We start from the raw sequence: 22,938 nt of genomic DNA, 5'->3' as shown, positions 1-22,938 counted from the left end.
CTCTCACCCCGCCTCAAAAAGAGGCCTGAGAAATTTCCTCCAGAAGACTTTGAAAAACAGAGCAAGCGGCACTCCCACAAAAGACCCGAACAATCCGAAGAGTTTCCCAAAGAACAGGATGGACAAAATTATGTAAACAGGATTCAGCTTTTCGAGGCCTTTCATCAGCTGAATGAAGACAACGAAGGCAACGGCATGTATGAGGATCGCAAAGAGAGCTATGAGAAGAACACCTTTCACACCGAGAGTGAGAGAAAAAAGAAGTACAGGGATGTATTCCAGGACCACTCCAACGATTGGAATGAAGTTGGTCACAAAAGCCCAGAGGCTTATGATGGCGCTGTACTTCAAGTTGAAAGCTTCGAAAACAACCCAGTAAGAGAGTCCTATTATCACAGCATTTATGAAGATGACCCTTATGTACCTTCCCATACTCGCGTACACATCACGGAAAAACTCTCTCGCTTCCGCTCTTGCACTCTTTGGATAGATGAGGACAAAGAAGCTGGCTATTTCGCGAATATAGAACAGGGTGTAGCCGAGTCCGAAAAGCGTGAAAACAATTATCGTCGTAACAGAGACAAAATTCGTTGTCACGAGCGAAAAGACATAGTTCAGGAAATCTGTGAGCTTTGGTTCAAGAAAATTCATGATTTTATCGAACACCGGCATCAATTCAGGAGATTTTATGTAGTCTTTCCATATCTTGCTTTCAAAAACTTTTGCCATGAATTCGATGAAACTCCCAAACTCGTTGAAAACAGGAGGAATGATCATGTAAAGCGAATAAACCATCACGAAAAAGAAGAGAAGAAGTGCTGCTACCCTGGAGAAGTACTTTCCAAATTTCAGCTTCTCCAGGAAACGAATGACCGGATCCAAAAGGAGCGTGAAGAACACCATCAACACAATCACTGCAAAGACATCCGGGAAAATCTTGAATACGAGAAATGAAATCAATATGTACAGTGTCGTGAAGAAAAAAGCTTTGTCCTCTAAGATCTTCCTGAACTCCTTCAACTTATTTCCCTCCGAGTTTTTCGAGACTCCACTCGACTATCGTTTTGAAAAACTCTTTCTGGTGCTCTGGATCTTCAAAAAGTTCATGGTATCCTCCAGGAAAGCTCACCAGTTTTTTCTCTGTGTTCAGCGCTTCGAAAAACTTCTTGCTTCCTTCAAAAGACACCACCCTGTCATCAGTTCCGTGAAGAATGAGAACAGGAACCTTTATCCTTTCAGCGTCTTTGAGAACCTTTTTCATATGGGAGAGCATATCTGAAGCGAGCTTGAAAGAGTTCCTGTCGTGAACGAGGGGATCTCTTATGTACGCTTCCACCGCTTCTCTGTTCCTGGAAAGATCGCTCGGGTTTATCCCGTTGCTCATCGTGAGGAATGGAACAAAAAAGGACAGAAACCTCACCATGAATTCAAGGACCGGAGAATGGGTATCTGGAAGCAGGATAGCGGGGGCCGACACCACCAACCCTTTCTGGTTCTCTGGCTGAAAAATCTGAGTGAATCTGATAGCTATCAATCCACCGAGACTGTGACCAAAGAGCACGAACCTTTCCAGATCTTTCGTGATCTCGTTCAATATTTTAAAAACGTCATCAAAACGAAGGTGCCCTCTTTTTCCAGGAGACTTGCCGTGACCCGGTAAATCGAAAGTGATCACCTGAACACCCTCTGAAACGAATTCTCTCACAAGTCTCCTGTATCTCCCGGAGTGTTCACCGAGACCGTGTACGATCACAACTGTACCTTTCCAGTCTTCTCCGTGTTTCTGGATGTTCATTCTCATCCCCCCAGAGATCTTTCTATTCTTCTCAAAAAGATCTCCTTTCCAAGAAGAGGAATAATGTTGACGAGTTCAGGACCTTCTTCTCTACCAGTCAGAACTCTTCTCAACGTCATATAGAATTCTTTGGGCTTTACACCGTGTTGTTTCAGTACTTTCTTGAAGACAGGTGTGATTTCTTCCATGGTCCACCGAACGTTCTGGAGCTCTTCTTTGAGCTGTGAAAACACTCCTTTCATGTCTTCCGGTATTTCAACGGGTGCTGGATCTTCAAAGAAGAAGCGGGACTCTTCAGGAAATTCTGAAAGCACCTCCACTCTCTCTTTTGTGATCTCCAGTACCTTTTTAAAGTACTCCTCGTCGATTATTTTTATCCCGGCTTTCTCAAAGAACGGCTTTGCCAGTTCTGCGAGCTTCTCAATCGGCACGTTTCTCAAATAGTAACCGTTCATCCATTTCAACTTCTGTGGGTCGAAAATTGCAGGGTTCGGGCTGAGCCTGTCCAGAGAAAACGAAGAAATCAATTCTTCGAGAGTGAGGAGTTCTTTACCATCTGGGTGAGACCATCCAAGAAGTGCCAGATAGTTGACAAGCGCCTCCGGGAGATATCCCATGTCTCTGAACGCTTCCACAGAAGTGGCTCCATGTCTCTTGCTCAGTTTTTTTCCATCGGGTCCCAGTATGGTGGAAACGTGCGCAAAAACGGGGGGAGCCTTTTCAAACGATTCGTAGAGAGCGAGCTGTCTCAGTGTATTTGAGAGATGGTCGTCTCCACGGATAACATGTGTTATCTCCATGAGCATGTCATCCACCACGCAGGCAAAATTGTAGGTGGGAAGACCGTTGCTTCTCATTATCACAAAATCCCCAATTGCTCCCGTCTTGAACACAACTTCACCTTTCACCACATCGTTCAACACATAGTCTTTTCTGGGCATCTTGAAAAACACAGCCGGCCTCAAACCCTTTTCTTCGTATTCCCTTCTTCTCTCGGGAGTATCAAACTTTTCGAACATCTCCTGGGAGTAGTGTGGTGCCTTTCCTTCAGAGAGGAGTTTCTCCCTCATCTCTTCGATCTCTTCAGGGTAAGCGTAAACGTAATAGGCCTTCCCCTCCTTTACAAGCCTTTCAGCGTGTTCTCTGTATATCTCCACTCTCTCGCTCTGCCTGTATGGACCGTGGTCTCCTCCCACGTCCGGTCCTTCATCCCACAGAAGACCAAGCCACTTGAGAGATTCCATGAGCTTCTCTTCGTACTCCCTCTCAGATCTCTCCAAATCGGTGTCTTCTATTCTGAGGATGAACTTTCCTTTTTCTTTCCGTGCGAAAAGAAAGTTGAACAGAGCGGTTCGAGCTCCTCCAACGTGGAGAAAGCCAGTGGGGCTCGGTGCGAATCTCACCCTTACCAATTCGGAACACCTCCCAGTGTGTATTCGCTGTTAAGGATCTTCTTCAGTACTTCCTCGGGTGAATGTGGCACTCCAGATATGTCGATGTACCTTCTTCCTATATCAGAGGGAAAATGGGCGTCCGATGTCACTATCACCCTGAGATTCTTTTTCTGGGCATTTTCTTCTCCTTCTTTACTCACCACTTCAGCAACAGGAACCTCGAGATCTGGAAAGAAACCGAGCTGGTAGAGAACACCGAATCTCTTCTCAACATGCGCGTAAACCGGTATCCCTCCAAATGATCGAATCAGCTCTACAGCCTGAGACAGTGTGAGATCTGAAGGAAAACCGAGCGGAACGTCTTCGTAGCCCGTGTAATTCCCCTTTTCGTCTACAAAGAGCTGATAGCCCATTTTCTCATGATCGTGTTTCACCGATGGAAGATGTTCATAAACGATCTTCGTGACTTTCAATGCGCTTTCGATATCGGAAAAAAAGCCGAGCACGTGAACATCTTCCACTGTCTGTATCTCTATTCCAGGGACAACGAGTTTCTTCATTTTCAGAAAAGCAGGAACGTTTTTTTGCGCTGTTGTGATCAACTATGCCGAGAATCTGTACATCTCCCGATGCCCTCTCCACAACGGGCGGTATCATGAGCAGATCTGCGCACGGTGACAAACACGTGTGCACATGTAAATCCGCCTTCATCTCAACCCCAGCTCGTACACCTTCCCAGAAACTATGAAGGAGTTCTCCTGGGATTTGAGGAGCACCACTCCGTTCTCCTCTGCCTTCTTCACAGTGTCCTTTTCGTATTCGTGACCGTCACAGAGAACGATCCCCTTTATTCCGACAACCGTGGCAACCGCTATTATGTTGACGTGAGACTGAACTGTGATCCAAAGCGTTGAAGGCTGGGCTTTCCCCAGCACTTCACTCAAAAGGTCACAGGTGAAACCGTGTTCCACTTCCGTGTTCAGATCACCGCACACATGTTCAAGCCCCAGTTTTTCCACTATCTCCCCTATCCTCACCTCTATCCCTCCTGAAGAACACCATCTCAACGATTACACCCTTTCCCACTTCTGAGATGATGACCATTTTATCGGAGTACCTTTTCATGTTTGGAAGCCCCATCCCTGCACCAAAGCCGAGCTCTCTGATGTGGTCTGGAGCCGTTGAATAGCCTTCTCTCATCGCGAGTTCCAGATTTTCTATCCCTTTTCCTCTGTCTTCTACCCTCACCGTGATTTTCTCATTGTCGATGAAGCAGTATATGTACCCATCGGATTCGCTGTGGATGACAACGTTTGCTTCCGCTTCGTAAGTAGCTATTGCAATTCTTCTTGCCAGTTCTTCATCCACTCCTCGCTCTAAGAGAAACCTCTTCAATTTGGAAGCCCCTATCCCGATCATGTTCACATCGAAGTAATCTATGTGGAAAACAAAATCCGCTTTTCCTTTTTCCAGGACCTCTCCCGTGATCAGTGAGGTTCCTTTTTCCAAGACTTCTTCCATCCTTTTGTCGTGCAGATACATGATGCCGAGTTTTGCCAGAAGAAAATAGATGATGTCGTGCTTTGTCACGATCCCCACAAGTTTTCCCTCATCGTCGACAACGGGAAATCTCCCATAACCGTATTTCTCAAAGGTCTTGACGGCGTCCTGGAGGGTGTCTGTTTCTTTCAGACATACCACGTTCTTCGTCATGCGCTTTTCAACACTGTCTTTTATGTAACTTCCCTCGAGGGCCTTTATGATGTCTTCCAGACTGACGATTCCCACCACCCGTTTTTTGTCATCCACTACGGGCACACCTGAGATCCTCTTTATCCTCATAATCTCTTTCACGTGAAGAAGTGTCTTGTCCGGTGTTACGTATATAACGTCCGGATTCATGAATTCGGAAACTCTGACATCCTGGAAGATGGCTTGCAATCTGTCTATGATGGAAACGCTCATTCTATCGCTCTCCTGACGGGCTTCAAACCGTTCATGTAAAGTCTGCCACAAGTTTCGAACATGGAAAGATTCGTTGCAAGAACGGTGATGTTGCATTCTTTCGCAAAATTGACTATAGTCTCAGGAATATCTCTTTTTCTGACGAAGAGAACAGCGGGTATCCCCACCACCATGGCGGTTCGCACGGCCTGTGGAGAGTGAAGTCCTGTGATCAGAAGAACGTTCGGCTCAGCAAACGCGAGAACATCACTCATGAGATCTGTGGCAACGGCTCTTTCTATGTTCAGATCTTTGTTTCCACAAAGGATCTCTCCTTCTACGATTCTGGCGATCTCTTCTATTGTCACGCAAACACCTCCTAAGAGACCTTCCTGAGAATTCTAAGAGGTTTTCTGTCTTTTCTTCTGAAACGAAACAGAGAATAATAGGCGAAAACGCTTCCCAGCGCAAGTACGAAGGTTACCCAATCTTTCAGCCTAAAAAGGTATCCAGTTATCACAGTCACCGCGAATATCACAAGCGGAAGAAAATAAACGAGTGTTGATACCTTCAAAGGATCGTACTCGGGTATGTCTACCACAACCTCATCACCGGGCTTCAAATCTTCTCCACACCAGTCTATCTCGAGTTTTATCTCGTTGTCGGAAAGACAGATGTTCTTTGCCGGGCAACTCCCACAAGCGCTCGTTCTAGCTTTTGCCACCACCACTTTCCCGTCTTTCACTTCTCGAACATACATTTTTTCTACGATGGTATCACCCCTTCACAACACCAAGAGGAATCATCCTGGCTACTTTTCTCGAAATACCTATCTCATGAACGATCTGCACCACTCTGTCCACGTCTTTGTAAACTTCAGGAGCTTCTTCAACCAGAGTCTTTTTACTCTTGCTCATGACGACAATATTTTTTTCTGCCAGTTCATCGAGAACTTCCCTGTAATCCAGCTTCTTCAGGGCAGCGGACCTTCCAAGGACTCTCCCCGCTCCGTGTGCGGTGGAACCGAAGGTCTTTTCTTCGGCTTTCTTTGTTCCTACCAGAAGATAGGAAGCAGTCCCCATGTCACCCGGTATGATGACGGGCTGTCCCACTTCTCTGTAGATCGAAGGAACCTTTTCGCTTCCGGGACCAAGAGAACGTGTGGCACCCTTTCTGTGGACGACCAGTTTTCTTCTTTTTCCGTCAACTTCGTACTCTTCCACTTTTGCGATGTTGTGAGCAACGTCGTAGATGAGATCAACACGTGTGTCTCTCCCGAACACTTTCCAGAAAGCTTTTCTAACGAGATGCCCGAGGATCTCCCTGTTCGCGAACGCGTAGTTCGCTGCACAATTCATGGCAGAATAATAGGCCTGTCCAAGTGGATGTTCGAACGGAGCGTTTATAAGCTGTTTGTCGGGTAGATTTTTGTTGTGTTCCTTCAGATTATCCCTCATGAGCCTTATGTAGTCGGTTGCAACCTGATGTCCGAATCCTCTGCTTCCGGAGTGAATCATCACCGTGATGGTACCGATCTCCAGACCGAAAAATTCAGCGAGTTCTTCGTCGTATATTTCCTGAACCATTTGAACCTCCACGAAGTGGTTTCCCGCACCGAGAGTTCCGAGCTCGTCACTTCCTCTCTCGAACGCTTCCTCCGATACGTACGAGGGATCCGCTGGATGTATCTTTCCACCGTCTTCGATTCTTTCCAGATCTTCCTCAAGACCGTACCCTGACTTGACAGCCCACTCCGCACCTTCAACGAGAACTTTCCTGAGCCCCTTCTTGCCGAGAACGATGTCTCCCGTTGAACCAACACCCGCGGGAACGAATTCGTATATAGCTTCGACGAGAGGTCTTATTCTATCTTTCACATCTTCGTAGGTGAGATCTGTCTTCATCAGGCGCACTCCACAGTTTATATCGAAACCCACACCACCCGGCGAAATGATTCCTTCTTTCACATCGAAAGCGGCGACTCCTCCTATTGGAAAGCCGTAACCCCAGTGTATGTCCGGCATGGCGAGGGCGTATTTCACAATGCCGGGAAGCGTGGCCACGTTCATGAGCTGTTTCATCGCTTCTCTGAACTGAGGATCGTTCACACTCTCGGCGTCCGTGAATATGATCGCGTCAACCTTCATATCTCCCTCTTTTGGAATTTTCCAGATGTATTTATCGAGTCTTTCTATCTTCATAATTTATCCCTCCCACTTTTAGTTTATCATTAAATAGTGGAGGATAGATTATGAGTGAGGTTCGATTCGCTGTCGATGCCTCGCTGGTACCGCTTGCAAAAAAGTTGAGAACCCTCGGGGTGGATGTGAAGGTTTGCTACTCTGAAGAACCCGGGAAAGTCCTTCTGATATGCAGGAAAGAGGGTAGAATTCTTCTCACAAAGAAATGTTCTCTTATAAAATTTTTCGAAAAATATGGGCAGAAAGTCTTCTATATCAAAGATGAAAAAGATTTGAAAAGGGTGATAGAACATTTTAAACTGAAACCAGAACGTGCAAGGTGCCCGTACTGTAACAGAGAACTCTTGCCGACTCCACGTGAGGAAGTGATTGAAAAGGTGCCTCTGTACGTTTTTCTGAACGCAGAGAAATTCTCCAGATGTCCCAGCTGCGGAAGAATCTTTTGGAGAGGATCTCATTTAGACTGGGTGAAGGAAGTGATACCAGATGGTTCCGGAGAGACTGAAACAGATAAAGGGAATAAGGATTCTGGAAAGCGAGGATGAAATCCCTCAGGAAGGTTTCACCTGCAGATTTGGAAAGCATACAGTTGTGGCAAATGATGAAGAGTCTTTCGAAATCGTCAGACTCTACAAAAGGCTCACCGTTTATGAGCTGTTGCTCTCTCTTGTGGATTCAATATGTGTTCACCCGAAAGAGGAAGCTCTCAGGTTTTCCCTCAAAAAAGTCAGAGAATTTCTGGATGCGGAAGAAGTCTATCTGATAGAGGGCGATGCTTCTTATTCTTCGAAGGGAGAGAAACTCTCCATCGATGAGATAAAAAAGAAACATCCAGGGGCGAGTGTGAGAGAGTGGAGGAACAAACTGCATCTTGTTGTGGTTCGCGAAGGCGCATTCGATGAAGAAGAAGAGGTACTCTGTACGAAACTTTTAGAATTCATCGGAAACGTATCAGAAAAACTCTGGAGGCTTAAAGAAGAAGTCCAGAAATTGAAAAAGTCGTACGAAGAACAGCTGAAAGTTTCAGAGATACAGAAAGAACACATAAAGAAAATGAGAATAATTTATTACGTCAGCCAGGCCATGAGATCTGTTTATGATCCGAACAACCTTTACCGTGTGATTTTGCTCAGCCTTGTTTCAGAGAGAGGATTCAATTTCGACCGTGCTGTTCTTCTCAAAAAAGATGAAGGTACAGGCTCTCTGATGGTCGTTTCCGCGGTGGGTGGCGATACACTTCAGGAACACGAAGAACTCAAGAGATACCTCAGAAAAAGAACCTTGAGATACACAGATCTGGTACAGTTTTTAAGGGAGGAGGCGCTCACATTCTCGTTTGAAACGAAGTTCAATGAAAAAATAAGGGGAAAGAGATTTTACTACAGAGAACATCCGATATTCGAAAGGGTGGTTTTGAGAAAGAGTATAGTGAGGACTTCGAGAGAAACTCTCGAAAAAATCAGGTACGAAATAGAAGATGTTATAAGTATCCTTGAAAACGATGAGTTCATAGTCTTTCCACTTGTTGGGCGATGGGACACTCTCGGTGTTGTGGTGGTGGACAACAAATTCAGCAAAAAGGAAGTCACCGATCTGGATCTGGACGTGCTCAAACTTTTCTCTGAAAGTGCAGGTCTTGCTCTGGAGAACGCGTACAATTATGAAAGTTTGAGAGAGAAAACACTGGATCTTCAACGTCAAAACGAACTTGTGGAACACCTCAGGAACTTCAGTGAAAGCATTCTGGAGAGCTTAGAAACAGCCATCATAACGCTGAGCAAAGAAGGACGTGTAACCGAATGGAACAAAAAGGCCGAACAACTGTTTGGTCTGAAGAAAGAAAACGTACTCGGAAGAAGGCTCAAAGATCTCCCCGACTTTGAAGAGATCGGATCAGTCGCAGAAAGCGTTTTTGAAAACAAAGAACCCGTGTTTCTCAACTTCTACAAATTCGGAGAAAATTATTTCAACATAAGATTCTCCCCTTTCAGAAATGCCAAAACACAGTTGCTCGAGGGAGTCATCATCACGATCGACGATGTCACAGAACTGTACAAATACGAAGAGGAAAGAAAAAGAAGAGAAAGACTTTCCATACTGGGAGAGATGACTGCAAGAGTCGCTCACGAGATAAGGAATCCAATAACGATAATAGGCGGTTTCATAATGCGCATGAAGAAACATCTTGACGATCCAGAGACGCTGAAGAAATACATCAACATAATAACGAACGAACTATCCAGGCTTGAAACGATTGTCAAGGAAATCCTGGAATACAGCAAAGAACGGCAGGTGCTGGAATTCACCGAATTCAATCTGAACGAACTCATAAGAGAGGTCTACGTTCTATTCGAGGAAAAGATCAGAAAGATGAACATAGATTTTTGCTTTGAAACGGACAACGAAGACCTCAGAGTTGAAGCCGATAGAACGAGGATAAAACAGGTACTGATAAACCTTGTTCAAAATGCAATAGAAGCGACAGGGGAAAATGGTAAGATAAAGATAACGTCGGAAGATATGTACACCAAGGTGAGAGTGAGTGTCTGGAACTCGGGTCCCCCCCATACCGGAGGAGCTGAAAGAAAAGATATTCTCACCGTTCTTCACCACAAAGACTCAGGGAACAGGTTTAGGACTTTCAATCTGCAGAAAGATCATAGAGGATGAACACGGAGGAAAAATATGGACGGAAAACAGAGAAAACGGGGTTGTTTTCATCTTTGAAATTCCAAAGACACCAGAAAAGAGGTGAGAGAATGAAAAGGATACTGGTTGTCGATGATGAGCCGAACATAAGGGAACTTCTGAAAGAGGAACTTCAGGAAGAGGGTTACGAAATTGACACGGCAGAAAACGGGGAGGAAGCCTTGAAGAAATTCTTCTCTGGAAACTACGACCTGGTGATTCTCGACATAGAGATGCCCGGCATCAGTGGACTGGAGGTAGCCGGTGAGATCAGAAAGAAAAAGAAAGACGCAAAGATCATTCTGCTCACGGCCTATTCTCATTATAGAGCCGATCTTTCATCGTGGGCAGCGGATGAATACGTTGTGAAGTCGTTCAACTTCGACGAATTGAAAGAGAAAGTGAAGAAGCTACTTTCGTGACGCAGGAGGTGTAAAGAGTTGATGGACTACAAAAACACGCTGAACTTGCCAAAAACTTCATTTCCGATGAAGGCAAACTTGGTGAACAAAGAAAAAGTGTTTCTCGAAGAATGGGAAAAGATGGATCTTTACAACTACGTACTCGAACAGAGAAAAGGAAAACCCCTTTTTGTTCTGCACGATGGGCCTCCGTACGCAAACGGCCACATCCACATCGGAACGGCTCTGAACAAGATTCTGAAGGACATCGTCGTCAAATACAAAACGATGAGAGGATACAGGGCACCGTACGTTCCTGGCTGGGACACCCACGGTCTTCCCATAGAACACAGGGTGTCTCAGGAACTGGGTGAAAAGATAAAAGAAATGTCACCCGCGGAGATCAGAAAGAAGTGTGAGGAATTCGCTCTCAGATTCGTTGATATACAGAGAGAAGAATTTAAAAGACTCGGTGTTCGGGGAGACTGGGAAAATCCATACATCACGCTGAAGCCAGACTACGAGGTGAAAATACTGGATGTTTTCAAAACCCTTGTAGAGGAGGGAAACGTTTACAGATCGTTGAAACCCATCTACTGGTGTCCGAGATGCAGAACTGCCCTCGCGGAAGCGGAAATCGAATACCACGATCATAAATCTCCTTCCATATACGTGAAGTTCAGATCCAAAGAAGATCCGAATTTCTTCATCGTGATATGGACCACAACACCCTGGACACTACCGGCAAACGTTGGTATCGCTCTGCACCCGGATTACGAATACTCGGTGGTGAAGGTCGGAGAAGAGAAATGGGTCATCGCAACGGATCTTCTCGATGCTTTTTCGAAGGAGACTGGAATCGACTGTTCCAATGTCGTCGAGAAAATAAAAGGAAAAGATCTGGAAGGAAAAGAGTTCGTTCATCCCATCTTCGATGACAAAACCTCCAGAGTCATTCTTGCCGATTACGTATCTCTCGAAACAGGAACGGGCTGTGTCCACATAGCCCCCGGTCACGGTGAAGAAGACTACATCTACGGTCATGTGCAATACGGTCTTCCCATCGTCTCTCCCGTTGATGAGGAGGGACGTTTCACGGAAGAAGCGGGAAAATACAAGGGAATGTTCATAGAAGATGCCAACGAGGTGATCATAGAGGATCTAAAGAAAAAAGGAATCCTGGTTCACGCGTCAAGTATCACACACTCCTACCCACACTGCTGGCGCTGTAAGGGGCCTGTGATCTTCAGAGCAACCGAGCAGTGGTTCATTTCTGTGGATCACAACAACCTCAGGCAGAAAGTGCTGGAAGAAATAGACAAGGTGAAGTGGATACCGGAATGGGGCCGGAACAGAATCAGATCCATGGTGGAGGAAAGGCCCGACTGGTGTATCTCAAGACAGCGTGTCTGGGGAACTCCCATACCAGCGGTGAAATGTAAAGAATGCGGAGAAGTGGTACTCGATCCGAAGGTAATAGAACACTTCATGAAAATCGTTGAAAAAGAAGGTACAAACGCCTGGTTTGAAAAAGAGGTGGAAGAACTCATCCCCGAAGATTTCGTGTGTCCAAAATGCGGCAAGCGATCTTTCGAAAAAATGCTGGATACACTCGACGTATGGATAGATTCTGGTGCCTCCTTCGAATACATAACCACGAAGAGAGAAGATCACCCGTTCCCCCTCGACATGTACCTTGAAGGTAGCGATCAGCACAGGGGATGGTTCCATTCTTCCATCTTCCTTGCCGTCGCAAAGAGGGGGTCCGCACCTTACAAAGAAGTGCTAACACACGGATTCATAAAGGACGAACAAGGAAGAAAGATGAGCAAGTCCCTCGGAAACGTAGTGGATCCCATGGAAGTGGTGGAAAAATACGGTGCTGAGATTCTGAGACTGTGGCTTGCGAGCAGCGACTACTTCAACGACATAAAGATATCCATGAGGATCGTCGAACAACAAACGGAAGTTTACAGGAAGATAAGAAACACGTTCCGATTCCTCCTTGGAAATCTAGAGGGCTTTGATCCTGAACTTGACAGAGTTCCTCATGAAAAACTCTTAACGATCGACAGATGGGCTCTTGGACGACTGCAGGAGATCATAAAACGCGCCACCGAATATTACGACAGCTACGAATTCTCGAAGGTTTACAATCTCGTGGTGAAGTACTGCACAACAGAACTCAGCTCCCTCTACCTGGACGTCGTAAAGGACAGACTCTACGTGGAAGCGAAGGATTCAATATACAGAAGATCGGCGCAGACGGTGATGCACGAAATTCTCATTGCCCTGATGAAGATCCTGGCACCCATCATGACTTTCACGATGGAAGAGGTTTACTCCCACCTTCATGAAAAGGACAGAAAATACAAGACGGTTCAGGCGGAATACTGGCCAGAGTACAAAGAAGAGTTCATCGATAGAGAGCTCATGGAAGATTTCGAAAAACTCCTCTCCATAAGAGAAGACGTGTTGAAGGCCCTCGAGGAGAAGAGACAGCAAGATGTGATCGGTCACTCTCTCGACGCTGAGGTCGTACTTGTACCCAAAAATGACACCATCAAAGCGCTTCTGGAAAAATACAGAGACGTACTCGAAGAACTCTTCATAGTATCGAAGGTATCCCTTTCGGACGCTTCGGGAGAATTGAAAGGAGAACTGGTAGAAGTGACCGTCAAACGCGCAGAGGGTGAAAAATGTCAGAGGTGCTGGAAATACACAACGGAGATCTCTGCTTCTGAAGATTTTCCGGGGGTTTGTCCAAGGTGTCTGACAGTTTTGAAAGGAGAGAGGAAGTGACAGCGTGGAAGACATGAAAGTTTCTTTTCTGAAGATCATCACAGAAGCGTACGGTTTGAGGGCAACCGACGTGCACATTTCGGTGGGTTGCCCTCCTTATTACCGTATAGATGGGGACCTTGTACCTCAGGAAAAGTACGGAAAACTCACAAAAGAGACCATAATGAACGCCCTGAAAGATCTGTTCGCTGAGATCGGACAGCCGTTCCCACCTAAAACGAAAGAAGTGGATTTTTCCTTCACCGTGGCAGAAGCGATAAGGGTGAGGGGAAACCTCTATTACGAGAGAAAAAACCCCGCTCTCGCTTTCAGGTTGATACCAAAAAAGATCAGAACTTTCCAGGAACTGGGACTACCAGAGATCTTGAAAACATTCGTTGAGAGAAAGTACGGCTTGATATTGGTGGCTGGTCCCACAGGAAGCGGAAAATCCACCACACTCGCCGCCATGATAGATCACATCAACGAAAATTTCCCATACCACATAATAACGATAGAAGACCCGATAGAATACGTTTTCACAAACAAGAAATCCGTGATTCACCAGAGAGAACTCGGTTCAGACACGGACTCTTTCTACAACGGACTGAAGTACGCTCTGAGGCAGGACCCGGATGTGATCCTCGTGGGAGAAATGAGAGACCTTGAAACAATGGCTCTCGCTCTCACCGCGGCGGAAACAGGACATCTTGTCCTTGCCACGGTTCACACGAACTCTGCAGCTTCCGCACCCGAGAGAATCATAGATGTTTTCCCGGCACATCAGCAAAGACAGATCGCTCTTCAGCTTGCGAACACCTTGATCGCCGTGATTTATCAGAGGCTTGTCCCGAAGGCCAACGGAATAGGTTTTACTCCGATCCTGGAGATCATGGTGGGAACTCCTGCCGTGAGGAACCTGATAAGAGAGAACAAGATCCACCAGCTCGAATCTCTGATACAGGCTGGTGCAAGGCACGGAATGGTTCTCTTCGATGACGCACTCGTGAAAGCGGCACTCAAAGGTGATATATCCTTAGAATCCGCTCTGCAGTTTGCCAGGAACCATGAGGAGGTGGCTCGAAGATTAGGAATGAAGCCCTCGTAGAGAAGATCTCCTCGATAGTGAAAGAAAAGAAAAAAGAGATCGAAAAGCTCCTCGCCAGGCCAGATCTGACTCCCGAACAGATGAAGAACTACGGGATAGAATACGCAAAGATAGAAGAAATAGAGAACATCGCAAACAGAATAAAAGAAACTCAGGAGTTCATCGAACTCTTGAGAGAAGAAGGAGAAAATGAACTGGAGATAGAAAAGTACGAGAAAGAACTCGATCAGCTCTATCAAGAACTTCTCTTGCTTCTTTCTTCAGAAGTGGGTGATAAAGCAATCGTAGAAATCAGACCCGGCGCAGGTGGAGAAGAAGCCGCTCTCTTCGCACGGGATCTGTTCAGAATGTACACCAGGTACGCAGAAAGAAAAGGCTGGAACCTCGAAGTCGCTGAAATCCACGAAACAGATCTCGGTGGAATAAGGGAAGTGGTCTTCTTCGTAAAAGGAAAGAACGCTTACGGTATACTGAAGTACGAAAGCGGTGTTCATCGAGTACAGAGAATTCCTGTCACGGAGTCTGGAGGGAGGATCCATACGTCCACCGCTACCGTTGCCGTTCTTCCAGAGATTGAAGAAAAGGATATAGAAATCAGGCCGGAAGACTTGAAGATAGAAACTTTCAGGGCATCGGGACACGGTGGACAGTACGTCAACAAGACCGAATCCGCTGTAAGGATCACACATATTCCAACGGGAATAGTGGTGTCGTGTCAGAACGAAAGATCTCAGTATCAGAACAGGCAAACCGCTTTGAGGATCCTCAGGGCAAGACTCTATCAGTTACAGAAAGAACAAAAAGAAAGGGAAATCTCACAGAAGAGAAAATCGCAGATAGGAACCGGTGAGAGAAGTGAAAAAATCAGAACTTACAACTTCCCCCAGAACAGAGTTACGGATCACAGAATAAACTACACCTCTTACAGACTGCAGGAGATCCTCGATGGAGACCTGGACGAAATCATATCGAAGCTCATAGAACACGACATAGAAAACAACCTCGAGGAAGTTTTAGGAATCGGAGCCTCAGTCGAAGAAAAGTAATAGTGGAGGTGTGAAGATGTTCAACTCGAACTTCTACACGCTAAAACAGGCGATGGACGTTGCTCTTTTGAGACAGAACGTTCACTCACTGAACATAGCGAACGTGAGCACACCCGGTTACAAGAGAAAATACGTGGCATTCGAGGAACTCTTGAAGGAATCAGAAATGAAACTGAAGCTTTCGAAGACAAACGAAAAGCACCTCATCGGTTCAAAGAGTGTCGTAGAACCACGTGTTCTTGTGGACAACACAACCACCATGAGAAACGATGGAAACAACGTTGATATCGATTACGAGATGGTCCAGCTTGTGAAGAACGGACTCAGGTATCAGGTGCTCTCCAGGCTCATGCCGATGAACATAGATAGGTACAATGCCGTACTGAGGGGTGTCAGATGATGAGCGAATTCGAGATCATGAACATCAGCGCAACTGGAATGTCCGCTCAGAGACTCAGAGTCGAGATCGTCTCAACAAACATAGCGAACGCTGAAACCACCAGAACTGAAACAGGAGAACCTTACAGGAGGAAGGTACCTGTGTTCGCCGAGTATCTGAGAAGAACACCAAATGGTAAAATAGAAAGCGCTGGGGTGAAAGTTGTAAAAATAGAGGAAGACCCTTCACCGTTCAGACTCGTGTACGATCCCGCACACCCTGACGCGGATGAGAACGGATACGTGAGGATGCCCAACGTGAATATCGTTAGAGAAATGGTGGATCTAATAAACGCGCAGAGAGCATACGATGCGAACGTGGCGGCTTTCAATGTGACAAAGGCTATGGTGAACAGCGCCCTTCAGATAGGAAGGGGGTAATGAGCGATGGTTGACAGGATAGAGGGGCTCGGCCCTTTGAGCCAGAGTGGAAAGACTCAAAAGAAAAATGAAAACAACTTTTCAGAAGCGCTGAAAGAAGCCCTGGAAAAGGTAAACGACATACAGAAGAAAGCCGAGAAGGCAGCGGATGATTTCGCCCAGGGCAGGATAAGCAACATACACGAGGTTATAATAGAAGCCGAGAAGGCTTCCATAGCGTTGAGGCTCACCGTCGAAGTAAGAAACAGAATCGTGGAAGCTTACAGAGACATCATGAGGATGCAAATCTGACGGCGACCTTCTCGCCGTCTTTTATTTTTTTCAGATCTTCCAGCCCTTCCACGATCTTTCCTATCACGTTTACAGCGCTCGCTGGTCGAATTTTGTCATCGCTCATGGGAGTTTTCCCAAAGAACAGACACAGCGCTTTTCCCCGAGGCCAGTATCCAACGTCCCCTACCTCAACCACTTCCCTTGGGTTTTCCATCTTCTGAACGTTCACAGGAGTTGAGAAGTATATCTCCTCGCCCCAAGTGTTCACGACACTTTCGAATGGAATTTTTTCCTTCAACAATTTGACGACCTCGTATTCCTCATTGAGATCTATCACACATTTTCCACTTTCAAAGAGGAGTTCAACTCTCATGTTCGCTCCCTCCTCAAAGAAGAAGGGCACCTTTTTGGAGGTGCCCGGGTGGTGCCGGGGATCGGACTCGAACCGACACGGGGTTGTGAACCCCAGCGGATTTTAAGTCCGCTGCGTCTGCCAATTCCGCCACCCCGGCTCCTCTTTTTATTATACCACATCGTCAGAAAGATTATTTCAACCTTACAAAAATCAAAACTTATTCATAACAACCGCACGTGTGTTATAATCAATTAGGAAAACATAAGAGGAGGGAACGAAATGCTCAGAATTGTCGATCTGCACGCGAAGCTGAGAGACGAAGACAAGGAAATATTGAAGGGTGTGAATCTGGAGATAGAAAAGGGAGAAGTCCACGTTCTCATGGGTCCAAACGGTAGCGGAAAATCGACCCTCGCGAACGTCATCATGGGAAATCCCAGATACATTGTGACGGAAGGAGACATCGTTTTTGAAGGAAATTCCATAAAGGATCTGCCCCCAAATGAGAGAGCAAAACTCGGTATAATGATGACTTTTCAGAATCCATACGAAGTTGAGGGAGTGAAGCTTTCTCAGTTTCTCATCACAGCTCATAGGAGGATTCACGGAGAGGATAAAAACTATCTGGAGTTGAGGAAAGAACTCGAGGAAACCGCTGAAAAACTCGGTTTAGACAAGGATTTCCTAGAAAGGTACCTGAACGTCGGATTTTCCGGTGGAGAAAAGAAAAGGTCCGAGATCCTTCAGAGTCTCTTCCTTCGACCGAAACTGCTCATCCTCGATGAGATAGACTCGGGTCTCGATGTCGATGCGTTGAGATTGATCGCAAATCTGATAGCTAGACTGAACGAAGAGGGAGTGACACTTCTCATCATCACGCACTACAAAAGACTCCTCGATCACTTGAAGAGAATAGATAAGGTTCACGTTTACGTAGATGGACGTATAGTCACAAGCGGCGGTCCGGAACTGGCAGACGAAATAGAAGAGAAGGGCTACTCCCTGGAGGGTGTGAGATGATGGAAAGACTGATAATTGACGATTCACGATTCAATTTCGTGCCGAAGGTGAAGACCGCCTACAAAGCACCTCCCGGTCTTGACGAGAAGCTGATAATGGAAATATCACGCGCAAAAGATGAACCGGAGTGGATGTTAAAGCACAGGTTAGAATCACTGAAAGTGTTCAACGAGTGGCACAATCCCAGATTCGGTGTGGACATATCCGGCCTCGACCTCGGAAAGATAGTCTCCTACATAAAACCCGACGCGAAGAAGAGCACCTCCTGGGAAGAAGTTCCAGAAGAGGTGAAAGAGGCTTTCGATAAACTCGGGATACCGGAAGCGGAAAGAAAGTACCTCGCGGGTGTGGGAGCTCAGCTCGACTCGGAGATTGTCTATCAGAACATGAAGAAAGAGCTTGAAAAGATGGGCGTTATCTTCCTCGATATGGAAAGCGCTGTGAGGGAGTACCCCGATCTTGTGAAGAAATACTTCATGAAACTCGTCCCCATCACCGATCACAAGTTCGCTGCTCTTCATGGAGCCATATGGAGCGGTGGAACCTTCTTGTACGTCCCGGCGGGTGTGAAAATTCCCATGCCGCTTCAGGCGTATTTTCTGATGAGCAATCCCGGTATGGGGCAGTTCGAGCACACCATCATAGTCGCTGAAGAAGGCAGTGAAGTTACCTTCATAGAGGGTTGTTCTGCTCCAAGGTACAACATCATCAACCTTCACGCTGGAATGGTCGAAATATACGTCAAAAAAGGCGCAAAGGTCAAGTACCTCACCATTCAGAACTGGAGCAAGAACACGTACAACCTCAACACGAAGAGATCGATAGTCGACGAAGAAGGGTCGATGACCTGGGTTTCGGGCTCACTGGGAAGTCAGAAGACAATGTTGTATCCAATGACCATACTCAAGGGAAAAGGAGCAAGGGCAGAGAGCATGTCCATCACTTACGCGGGACCGGGACAGCACATGGACACCGGTTCCAAGGTTGTTCACCTCGCTCCATACACGAGTTCGATCGTCAGCGCAAAGAGCATTTCTCTCGGTGGAGGCTGGGCTTTCTACAGGGGCCTTTTGAAAATCACAAAGGAAGCCGTGAAGAGCAAGGCCTCCGTCGAATGTGCAGCTTTGATGCTCGACAACCGATCGAAGAGTGATACCGTTCCGATCATAGAAGTGGAAACAGACAGGGCAGACGTCGGGCACGAAGCGAGGATTGGAAGGATAGGGGAAGACCAGATTTTCTACCTCATGAGCAGGGGGCTCTCTGAACAGGAAGCAAAGGCGATGATAGTGAAAGGATTCGTTGAACCCGTGGTGAAAGAGCTTCCATTCGAATACGCTGTCGAGTTGAACAAGTTACTCGAACTGGAAATAGAGAAGAGCATAGGGTGAGGTGTTCATTATGGAAAAGACTCTGGTGATAGAACATGACGGTGAAAAAGCGGTCGTTTGGGAAACTCCTCAGATTTTTTCCGAAAACGATTACGACTACGAAGTGCTTGAAAAGGCCCTGGAGAACACCGGTGGCCCTCTGAAAGAGTGGAGAAAGAAGAAGTACCAGGAGTACAAAGAATGGGGATTTCCGAGATGGAAAAGGTGTAATCTCGATGGTATGTCTCTTCCAGAATTGTCTTTCAAGTGGATAGACCTCGATGTTGATATCTCGCTCCTTGAAAGGCTGGACTTCGAAGGTGCCCACAGAAAATTCGTCCTTCTTGGAGATACGTTCTTTACGGATTTCAGAGTATACGGCGATGGAAAACACGTGATGAGATTCGACGGAGACGGGATCGAAAACGTACTCGTGGTCGTCGAAAAAGAGGCGGAGATCTACAAACTCTCCAGCACGGATCGATTCAGAAATACGGTGATGAGGATCCTGGTGAAAAAGAACGCATCGCTGAAGTTCTTCAATCTGGACTTTTTTGGGAATTTTTCTTTCGACAACGTGTTCATCGTCCTCGAAGAAGGTGCGAGACTCGTGTTGAGGGATTTCAAAGCGTTCGGTTACAGAAAAACCGGGCATATCCTTGTGAAATTGAACAAATCGAGCAAAGCCGATATGAAATCGTTCTTCTACCAGAATGGATCAGGAATAACCGATTTGCTCTACCTCATGAGATTTGAGAGAGAAGACGCCGAAGGAAAGCTGAAGGGAAACGGTGTGGTGGATGGCGCTGGAAAGATCGTTTTCCGTGGAATCCTGGATGTGAAAAGAGGTTCTAAGAACATCGTTGCAGAAGAAACAGAACACACACTCATTCTCTCACCAAACGCTCGAATGGATGCCATTCCGAGTCTCTGGGTGGACGAGAACGATGTCACCGCTTCACACTCTGCGAGTTCTTCCTCTCTCGACGAGGACGAACTCTTCTATCTGATGACCAGAGGCGTTGACGAGATAGAAGCCAAGAAGCTGATCGTGCGAGGGGTGTTCAACGAACTGCTCGACGAACTGGACGAGTCGTTGAAAGGAGAGGTAGAAAATGTTGTCAACAGGATTGTATGAGGACTTTCCCACTTTGAAGATGAAGATTAACGGAAAAAGGATCGTTTATCTGGACAGCGCGGCCACCACACTGAAGCCAAAACAGGTTGTGAAAAAGCTGGAGGAATTCTACTACAACAGCTATGCGAACGTTCACAGAGCAGTTCATACTCTCGCCGTGCGTGCCACCACCGAACTCGAGGAAACCAGGGAGGAATTTGCAGAGTTCCTGGGTGTTTTTCCGCAGGAGATAATCTTCACTTCGGGCACCACCATGGCCATAAATCTCGTTGTGATGTCCCTTCTGAGGAGCGGCATATTGAAAAAGGACGATCTGGTTCTGGTTTCCCTTCTGGAACACCACGCGAACTTTGTACCCTGGCTAAGACTTTCGAAACTCCATGGGTACAGGATCGACTTCATCAAGCCCTCGGGAAGATTCGGAACACTCGAGATGGATGACCTGTTGAAACACAGAGACAAAAACCCGAAAGTCGTTGCCATAACAGGCCTTTCCAACGTGACCGGTCAAAGAATACCCGTTGAAGAGCTGAGAAACGTCTTTCCTAATTCCATCATTCTCCTGGATGGTGCTCAACTGATACCTCATGAACCGGTGAAACCGAAGGAGATAGGAGTAGATTTTCTTGCCTTTTCACTCCACAAGATGCTCGGTCCCACCGGTGTGGGTGTGCTTTACGGAAAGAGAGAGCTGATGGAACAGATGGAACCGTTTCTCTACGGCGGAGAGATGATCGACAGAGTGTCCCTCGAAGACGTCACATTCAACGAATTACCTTACAAGTTCGAAGCGGGAACTCCAAACATAGCGGATATAGTCGCATCCAGGGAAGCCCTGAGGTATTTGAAAGAAACGGGTTTCGATTCAGTTCATGAAAAGATAGAACAGCTCACTCAGATGGCCTTGAAAGAGATGATGAAAATCGGCGGAGTAGAAATCTACGGCCCACTCGACGAAAGACAGCACGGGATAGTCTCGTTCAACGTAAAGGGAATACACCCGCACGATGTGGCTCACATTCTCGATCAGGAGTTTGGAATAGCCGTAAGGAGTGGGCACCACTGCGCACAGCCTCTGATGAGTATTTTGAAAGAACAGTCGCAAATCGATTTTCCAAACTCCACCTGCAGAGCCAGTTTTTACATCTACAACACGGAAGAAGATGTTAAAATTCTCGTTGAAGGTGTGAAAAAAGTAAAGGAGTGGTTTTCAAGATGATGTACTCGGAAGCCATCCTGGACTACGCGAATTCCAAAAAATTCAGAGGAAAACTGGACGATGCCACCGTTATCGAAGAGGGAAAGAACATCTCTTGTGGCGACGAAATCACACTCTACTTGAAGGTGGAAGACGGTGTTGTGAAAGATGCCAAATTCGAGGGAATGGGATGTGTTATCAGTCAGGCTTCGGCTTCTCTGATGCTGGAGAGGATCGTCGGAGAAAGGGTAGAAGAAATATTCTCCCTCATCGAAGAGGCAGAAAAAATGAGCCGGGGTGAAAACTTCGATGAGGGAAAGTTGAAGAACGTAACACTCATGTCAGACATAAAGAACTACCCCGCAAGGGTGAAGTGTTTCATTCTTGCCTGGAAAACCCTGAAAGAGGCGCTCAAAAAGATTTCACGGCCTTGAGAAAATCTATGAGGTATCCCTTCAAGTACGATGATACCTTCCCTATGAGTTCAAGGGTGTAACGTTTCAAAAGAACGAGGTCTCCTCTCCGATCCGCCTCTCTGAATTCTTCAACAGAGACAACGGTGAAGCTTTCCAGATCACCCGTTCTTTCTTTCAGTTTTTCTCCAAAGACCTTCTTTATCTCTCTGTGGACTTTTGGAAAGTGCGATAAAGCGAGTTTTCTCACTTCCTGAACGAGGTGCCACTCGGACTTCAAAAATACAGGTGTAGCTTCTTCGATCGTTTTTATCGTTTCTTCATCTCCGGAATAGATGAGATACGCTAAATAATCATCGTACACGTAATGGGCGTTCATCAACATCTTCATGATGGATCTGTCGAAGAGTGCCTGAAAGATTTCTCCCACCTCACCAGGAGTGTTGTGATAGGGCTGTGATAGATCTTCGATGTAGTGAAGAGCCCTGGCGAGGAACCTGTAGCCCCAGTATCTGTCTCCCTTTCTAAAGGCTTCTTTTGCCATATCGTGGAAGTAGTAAAAACTCTTGTCCGCTTCGAAGAACTCGAGGCCAAGGATTCGATACTTCATGTGACGCACACCCTGACTGTTTCCTATGAGGAACTGATACGGTGACAGATCGAGGCCCTGGTCCATTCCCCAATCCGGCTCTGAAGAGTACACGGTCAGGATCTGCCAGGCAGGAACCTTTCCGTCTTCAGGAGGGGGATTTGGAGGTAAAATCGCTCCTTCCCAGGCAGATATCGTGTCTTGACCACACACATCTTCAAGAATGAGTTTTGAGAGATTGTAAACTCTGTTTTCCTGGTAGTTGTACGGTGTGATGGTGACCATCTCATCTGGTACAATATCTTTCACGATATAGTAGGTCAAACCTTCGTGACCGCTCCAGGAGAAAACAAGGGCGGAAACGACTATCAGAAAGACGATTGAAAGTTTTCTCAACCCGATCAC

The 22,938-nt window shown here is 46.4% G+C and carries 26 protein-coding genes and 1 tRNA gene; 15 read left to right on the top strand and 12 right to left on the bottom strand.

The features are described from left to right. Positions 1-3: 3 nt before the first annotated feature. The 9 genes from CELL2_RS07365 to CELL2_RS07325 form a co-directional block, all read right to left on the bottom strand. Complete coding sequence (locus CELL2_RS07365) at positions 4-1,020, bottom strand: AI-2E family transporter (RefSeq protein ID WP_039446232.1); 1,017 nt, start codon at positions 1,018-1,020, stop codon at positions 4-6. Between the two features lies 1 nt (position 1,021). Next, positions 1,022-1,795, bottom strand: a complete 774-nt coding sequence (locus tag CELL2_RS07360) for an alpha/beta hydrolase (protein WP_038034411.1) — start codon at positions 1,793-1,795, stop codon at positions 1,022-1,024. Positions 1,796-1,797: 2 nt separating this feature from the next. Then, positions 1,798-3,207, bottom strand: a complete 1,410-nt coding sequence (gene gltX / locus CELL2_RS07355) for a glutamate--tRNA ligase (RefSeq protein WP_038034414.1) — start codon at positions 3,205-3,207, stop codon at positions 1,798-1,800. Further along, entirely contained in the window at positions 3,201-3,791 is a 591-nt protein-coding gene (locus CELL2_RS07350; protein WP_241208643.1) for a PHP-associated domain-containing protein, read from the bottom strand. The genes gltX and CELL2_RS07350 overlap by 7 nt, the downstream gene beginning before the upstream one ends. Before the next feature lie 105 nt (positions 3,792-3,896). Further along, positions 3,897-4,226, bottom strand: coding sequence for a DRTGG domain-containing protein (locus CELL2_RS07345; protein ID WP_012896502.1), 330 nt, complete (start codon positions 4,224-4,226; stop codon positions 3,897-3,899). Further along, a complete protein-coding gene (locus CELL2_RS07340; RefSeq protein ID WP_038034419.1) occupies positions 4,189-5,154 on the bottom strand; it encodes a CBS domain-containing protein in 966 nt (321 codons plus the stop codon). Before CELL2_RS07340 ends, CELL2_RS07345 begins: the two co-directional genes overlap by 38 nt. Then, positions 5,151-5,501 (bottom strand): DRTGG domain-containing protein, encoded by a 351-nt coding sequence (locus tag CELL2_RS07335; RefSeq protein ID WP_004081551.1) that lies wholly within the window; start codon positions 5,499-5,501, stop codon positions 5,151-5,153. Before CELL2_RS07335 ends, CELL2_RS07340 begins: the two co-directional genes overlap by 4 nt. A gap of 11 nt (positions 5,502-5,512) precedes the next feature. After that, positions 5,513-5,893, bottom strand: a complete 381-nt coding sequence (locus CELL2_RS07330) for a SoxR reducing system RseC family protein (RefSeq protein WP_038034420.1) — start codon at positions 5,891-5,893, stop codon at positions 5,513-5,515. Between the two features lie 16 nt (positions 5,894-5,909). Beyond that, positions 5,910-7,334 carry an RtcB family protein gene (locus CELL2_RS07325; protein WP_038034422.1) on the bottom strand — a complete coding sequence of 475 codons (1,425 nt, stop codon included), beginning with the start codon at positions 7,332-7,334 and terminating at the stop codon, positions 5,910-5,912. A 50-nt stretch (positions 7,335-7,384) separates the two neighbouring features. Between CELL2_RS07325 and CELL2_RS07320 the strand changes: the two genes are divergently transcribed. Genes CELL2_RS07320 through fliE form a run of 10 tightly spaced genes read left to right on the top strand, consistent with a single transcriptional unit; the run spans position 7,385 to position 16,468 of the window. After that, the gene (locus CELL2_RS07320; protein ID WP_038034474.1) at positions 7,385-7,879 is read left to right on the top strand and encodes a Mut7-C RNAse domain-containing protein; all 495 of its coding nucleotides are present in this window, start codon (positions 7,385-7,387) and stop codon (positions 7,877-7,879) included. Further along, the gene (locus tag CELL2_RS07315) at positions 7,821-10,004 is read left to right on the top strand and encodes a sensor histidine kinase (protein ID WP_241208642.1); all 2,184 of its coding nucleotides are present in this window, start codon (positions 7,821-7,823) and stop codon (positions 10,002-10,004) included. The genes CELL2_RS07320 and CELL2_RS07315 overlap by 59 nt, the downstream gene beginning before the upstream one ends. Further along, the gene (locus CELL2_RS09640) at positions 9,925-10,089 is read left to right on the top strand and encodes an ATP-binding protein (RefSeq protein WP_241208699.1); all 165 of its coding nucleotides are present in this window, start codon (positions 9,925-9,927) and stop codon (positions 10,087-10,089) included. Before CELL2_RS07315 ends, CELL2_RS09640 begins: the two co-directional genes overlap by 80 nt. Positions 10,090-10,093: 4 nt before the next feature. Then, complete coding sequence (locus CELL2_RS07310; RefSeq protein ID WP_011943890.1) at positions 10,094-10,444, top strand: response regulator; 351 nt, start codon at positions 10,094-10,096, stop codon at positions 10,442-10,444. Positions 10,445-10,465: 21 nt separating this feature from the next. Further along, on the top strand, positions 10,466-13,225 hold the full coding sequence (gene ileS / locus CELL2_RS07305; RefSeq protein WP_038034475.1) for an isoleucine--tRNA ligase: 2,760 nt from the start codon (positions 10,466-10,468) through the stop codon (positions 13,223-13,225). A gap of 4 nt (positions 13,226-13,229) precedes the next feature. Next, positions 13,230-14,312, top strand: a complete 1,083-nt coding sequence (locus CELL2_RS07300; protein ID WP_012311152.1) for a type IV pilus twitching motility protein PilT — start codon at positions 13,230-13,232, stop codon at positions 14,310-14,312. Positions 14,313-14,329: 17 nt separating this feature from the next. Beyond that, entirely contained in the window at positions 14,330-15,358 is a 1,029-nt protein-coding gene (prfA, locus tag CELL2_RS07295; RefSeq protein WP_012311151.1) for a peptide chain release factor 1, read from the top strand. A gap of 16 nt (positions 15,359-15,374) precedes the next feature. After that, the gene (gene flgB / locus CELL2_RS07290) at positions 15,375-15,758 is read left to right on the top strand and encodes a flagellar basal body rod protein FlgB (protein WP_038034424.1); all 384 of its coding nucleotides are present in this window, start codon (positions 15,375-15,377) and stop codon (positions 15,756-15,758) included. Continuing rightward, positions 15,755-16,177, top strand: coding sequence for a flagellar basal body rod protein FlgC (gene flgC, locus CELL2_RS07285; protein ID WP_011943887.1), 423 nt, complete (start codon positions 15,755-15,757; stop codon positions 16,175-16,177). The genes flgB and flgC overlap by 4 nt, the downstream gene beginning before the upstream one ends. A gap of 6 nt (positions 16,178-16,183) precedes the next feature. Next, positions 16,184-16,468, top strand: coding sequence for a flagellar hook-basal body complex protein FliE (gene fliE, locus CELL2_RS07280; protein ID WP_011943886.1), 285 nt, complete (start codon positions 16,184-16,186; stop codon positions 16,466-16,468). Here fliE and CELL2_RS07275 read toward each other — a convergent pair. Both CELL2_RS07275 and CELL2_RS07270 read right to left on the bottom strand, forming a co-directional pair. Next, the gene (locus CELL2_RS07275; RefSeq protein ID WP_038034479.1) at positions 16,449-16,823 is read right to left on the bottom strand and encodes a cyclophilin-like fold protein; all 375 of its coding nucleotides are present in this window, start codon (positions 16,821-16,823) and stop codon (positions 16,449-16,451) included. The genes fliE and CELL2_RS07275 overlap by 20 nt on opposite strands. A 49-nt stretch (positions 16,824-16,872) precedes the next feature. Continuing rightward, positions 16,873-16,962: transfer RNA gene (locus CELL2_RS07270), tRNA-Leu, on the bottom strand. Positions 16,963-17,084: 122 nt separating this feature from the next. Between CELL2_RS07270 and sufC the strand changes: the two genes are divergently transcribed. The 5 genes from sufC to sufU are packed head-to-tail and all read left to right on the top strand — an operon-like array spanning position 17,085 to position 21,965. Further along, entirely contained in the window at positions 17,085-17,825 is a 741-nt protein-coding gene (sufC, locus tag CELL2_RS07265; RefSeq protein ID WP_008195195.1) for a Fe-S cluster assembly ATPase SufC, read from the top strand. Further along, positions 17,822-19,216 (top strand): Fe-S cluster assembly protein SufB, encoded by a 1,395-nt coding sequence (gene sufB / locus CELL2_RS07260; RefSeq protein ID WP_004081565.1) that lies wholly within the window; start codon positions 17,822-17,824, stop codon positions 19,214-19,216. Before sufC ends, sufB begins: the two co-directional genes overlap by 4 nt. A 10-nt stretch (positions 19,217-19,226) precedes the next feature. Further along, positions 19,227-20,333 carry a SufD family Fe-S cluster assembly protein gene (locus CELL2_RS07255; RefSeq protein ID WP_038034427.1) on the top strand — a complete coding sequence of 369 codons (1,107 nt, stop codon included), beginning with the start codon at positions 19,227-19,229 and terminating at the stop codon, positions 20,331-20,333. Beyond that, positions 20,311-21,552 (top strand): cysteine desulfurase, encoded by a 1,242-nt coding sequence (locus tag CELL2_RS07250; protein WP_012311146.1) that lies wholly within the window; start codon positions 20,311-20,313, stop codon positions 21,550-21,552. The genes CELL2_RS07255 and CELL2_RS07250 overlap by 23 nt, the downstream gene beginning before the upstream one ends. Further along, a complete protein-coding gene (gene sufU / locus CELL2_RS07245) occupies positions 21,549-21,965 on the top strand; it encodes a Fe-S cluster assembly sulfur transfer protein SufU (RefSeq protein ID WP_011943881.1) in 417 nt (138 codons plus the stop codon). Before CELL2_RS07250 ends, sufU begins: the two co-directional genes overlap by 4 nt. Here sufU and CELL2_RS07240 read toward each other — a convergent pair. After that, the gene (locus tag CELL2_RS07240; RefSeq protein ID WP_038034428.1) at positions 21,943-22,929 is read right to left on the bottom strand and encodes a hypothetical protein; all 987 of its coding nucleotides are present in this window, start codon (positions 22,927-22,929) and stop codon (positions 21,943-21,945) included. The two genes, sufU and CELL2_RS07240, sit on opposite strands and share 23 nt — an antisense overlap. Positions 22,930-22,938: the final 9 nt, after the last annotated feature.

Source organism: Thermotoga sp. Cell2 (genome assembly GCF_000789375.1).
Classification (GTDB): Bacteria; Thermotogota; Thermotogae; order Thermotogales; family Thermotogaceae; genus Thermotoga; species Thermotoga petrophila.
The sequence above is the reverse complement of the archived record's forward strand: the minus strand, read 5'-3'. Positions and strand labels throughout refer to the sequence as shown.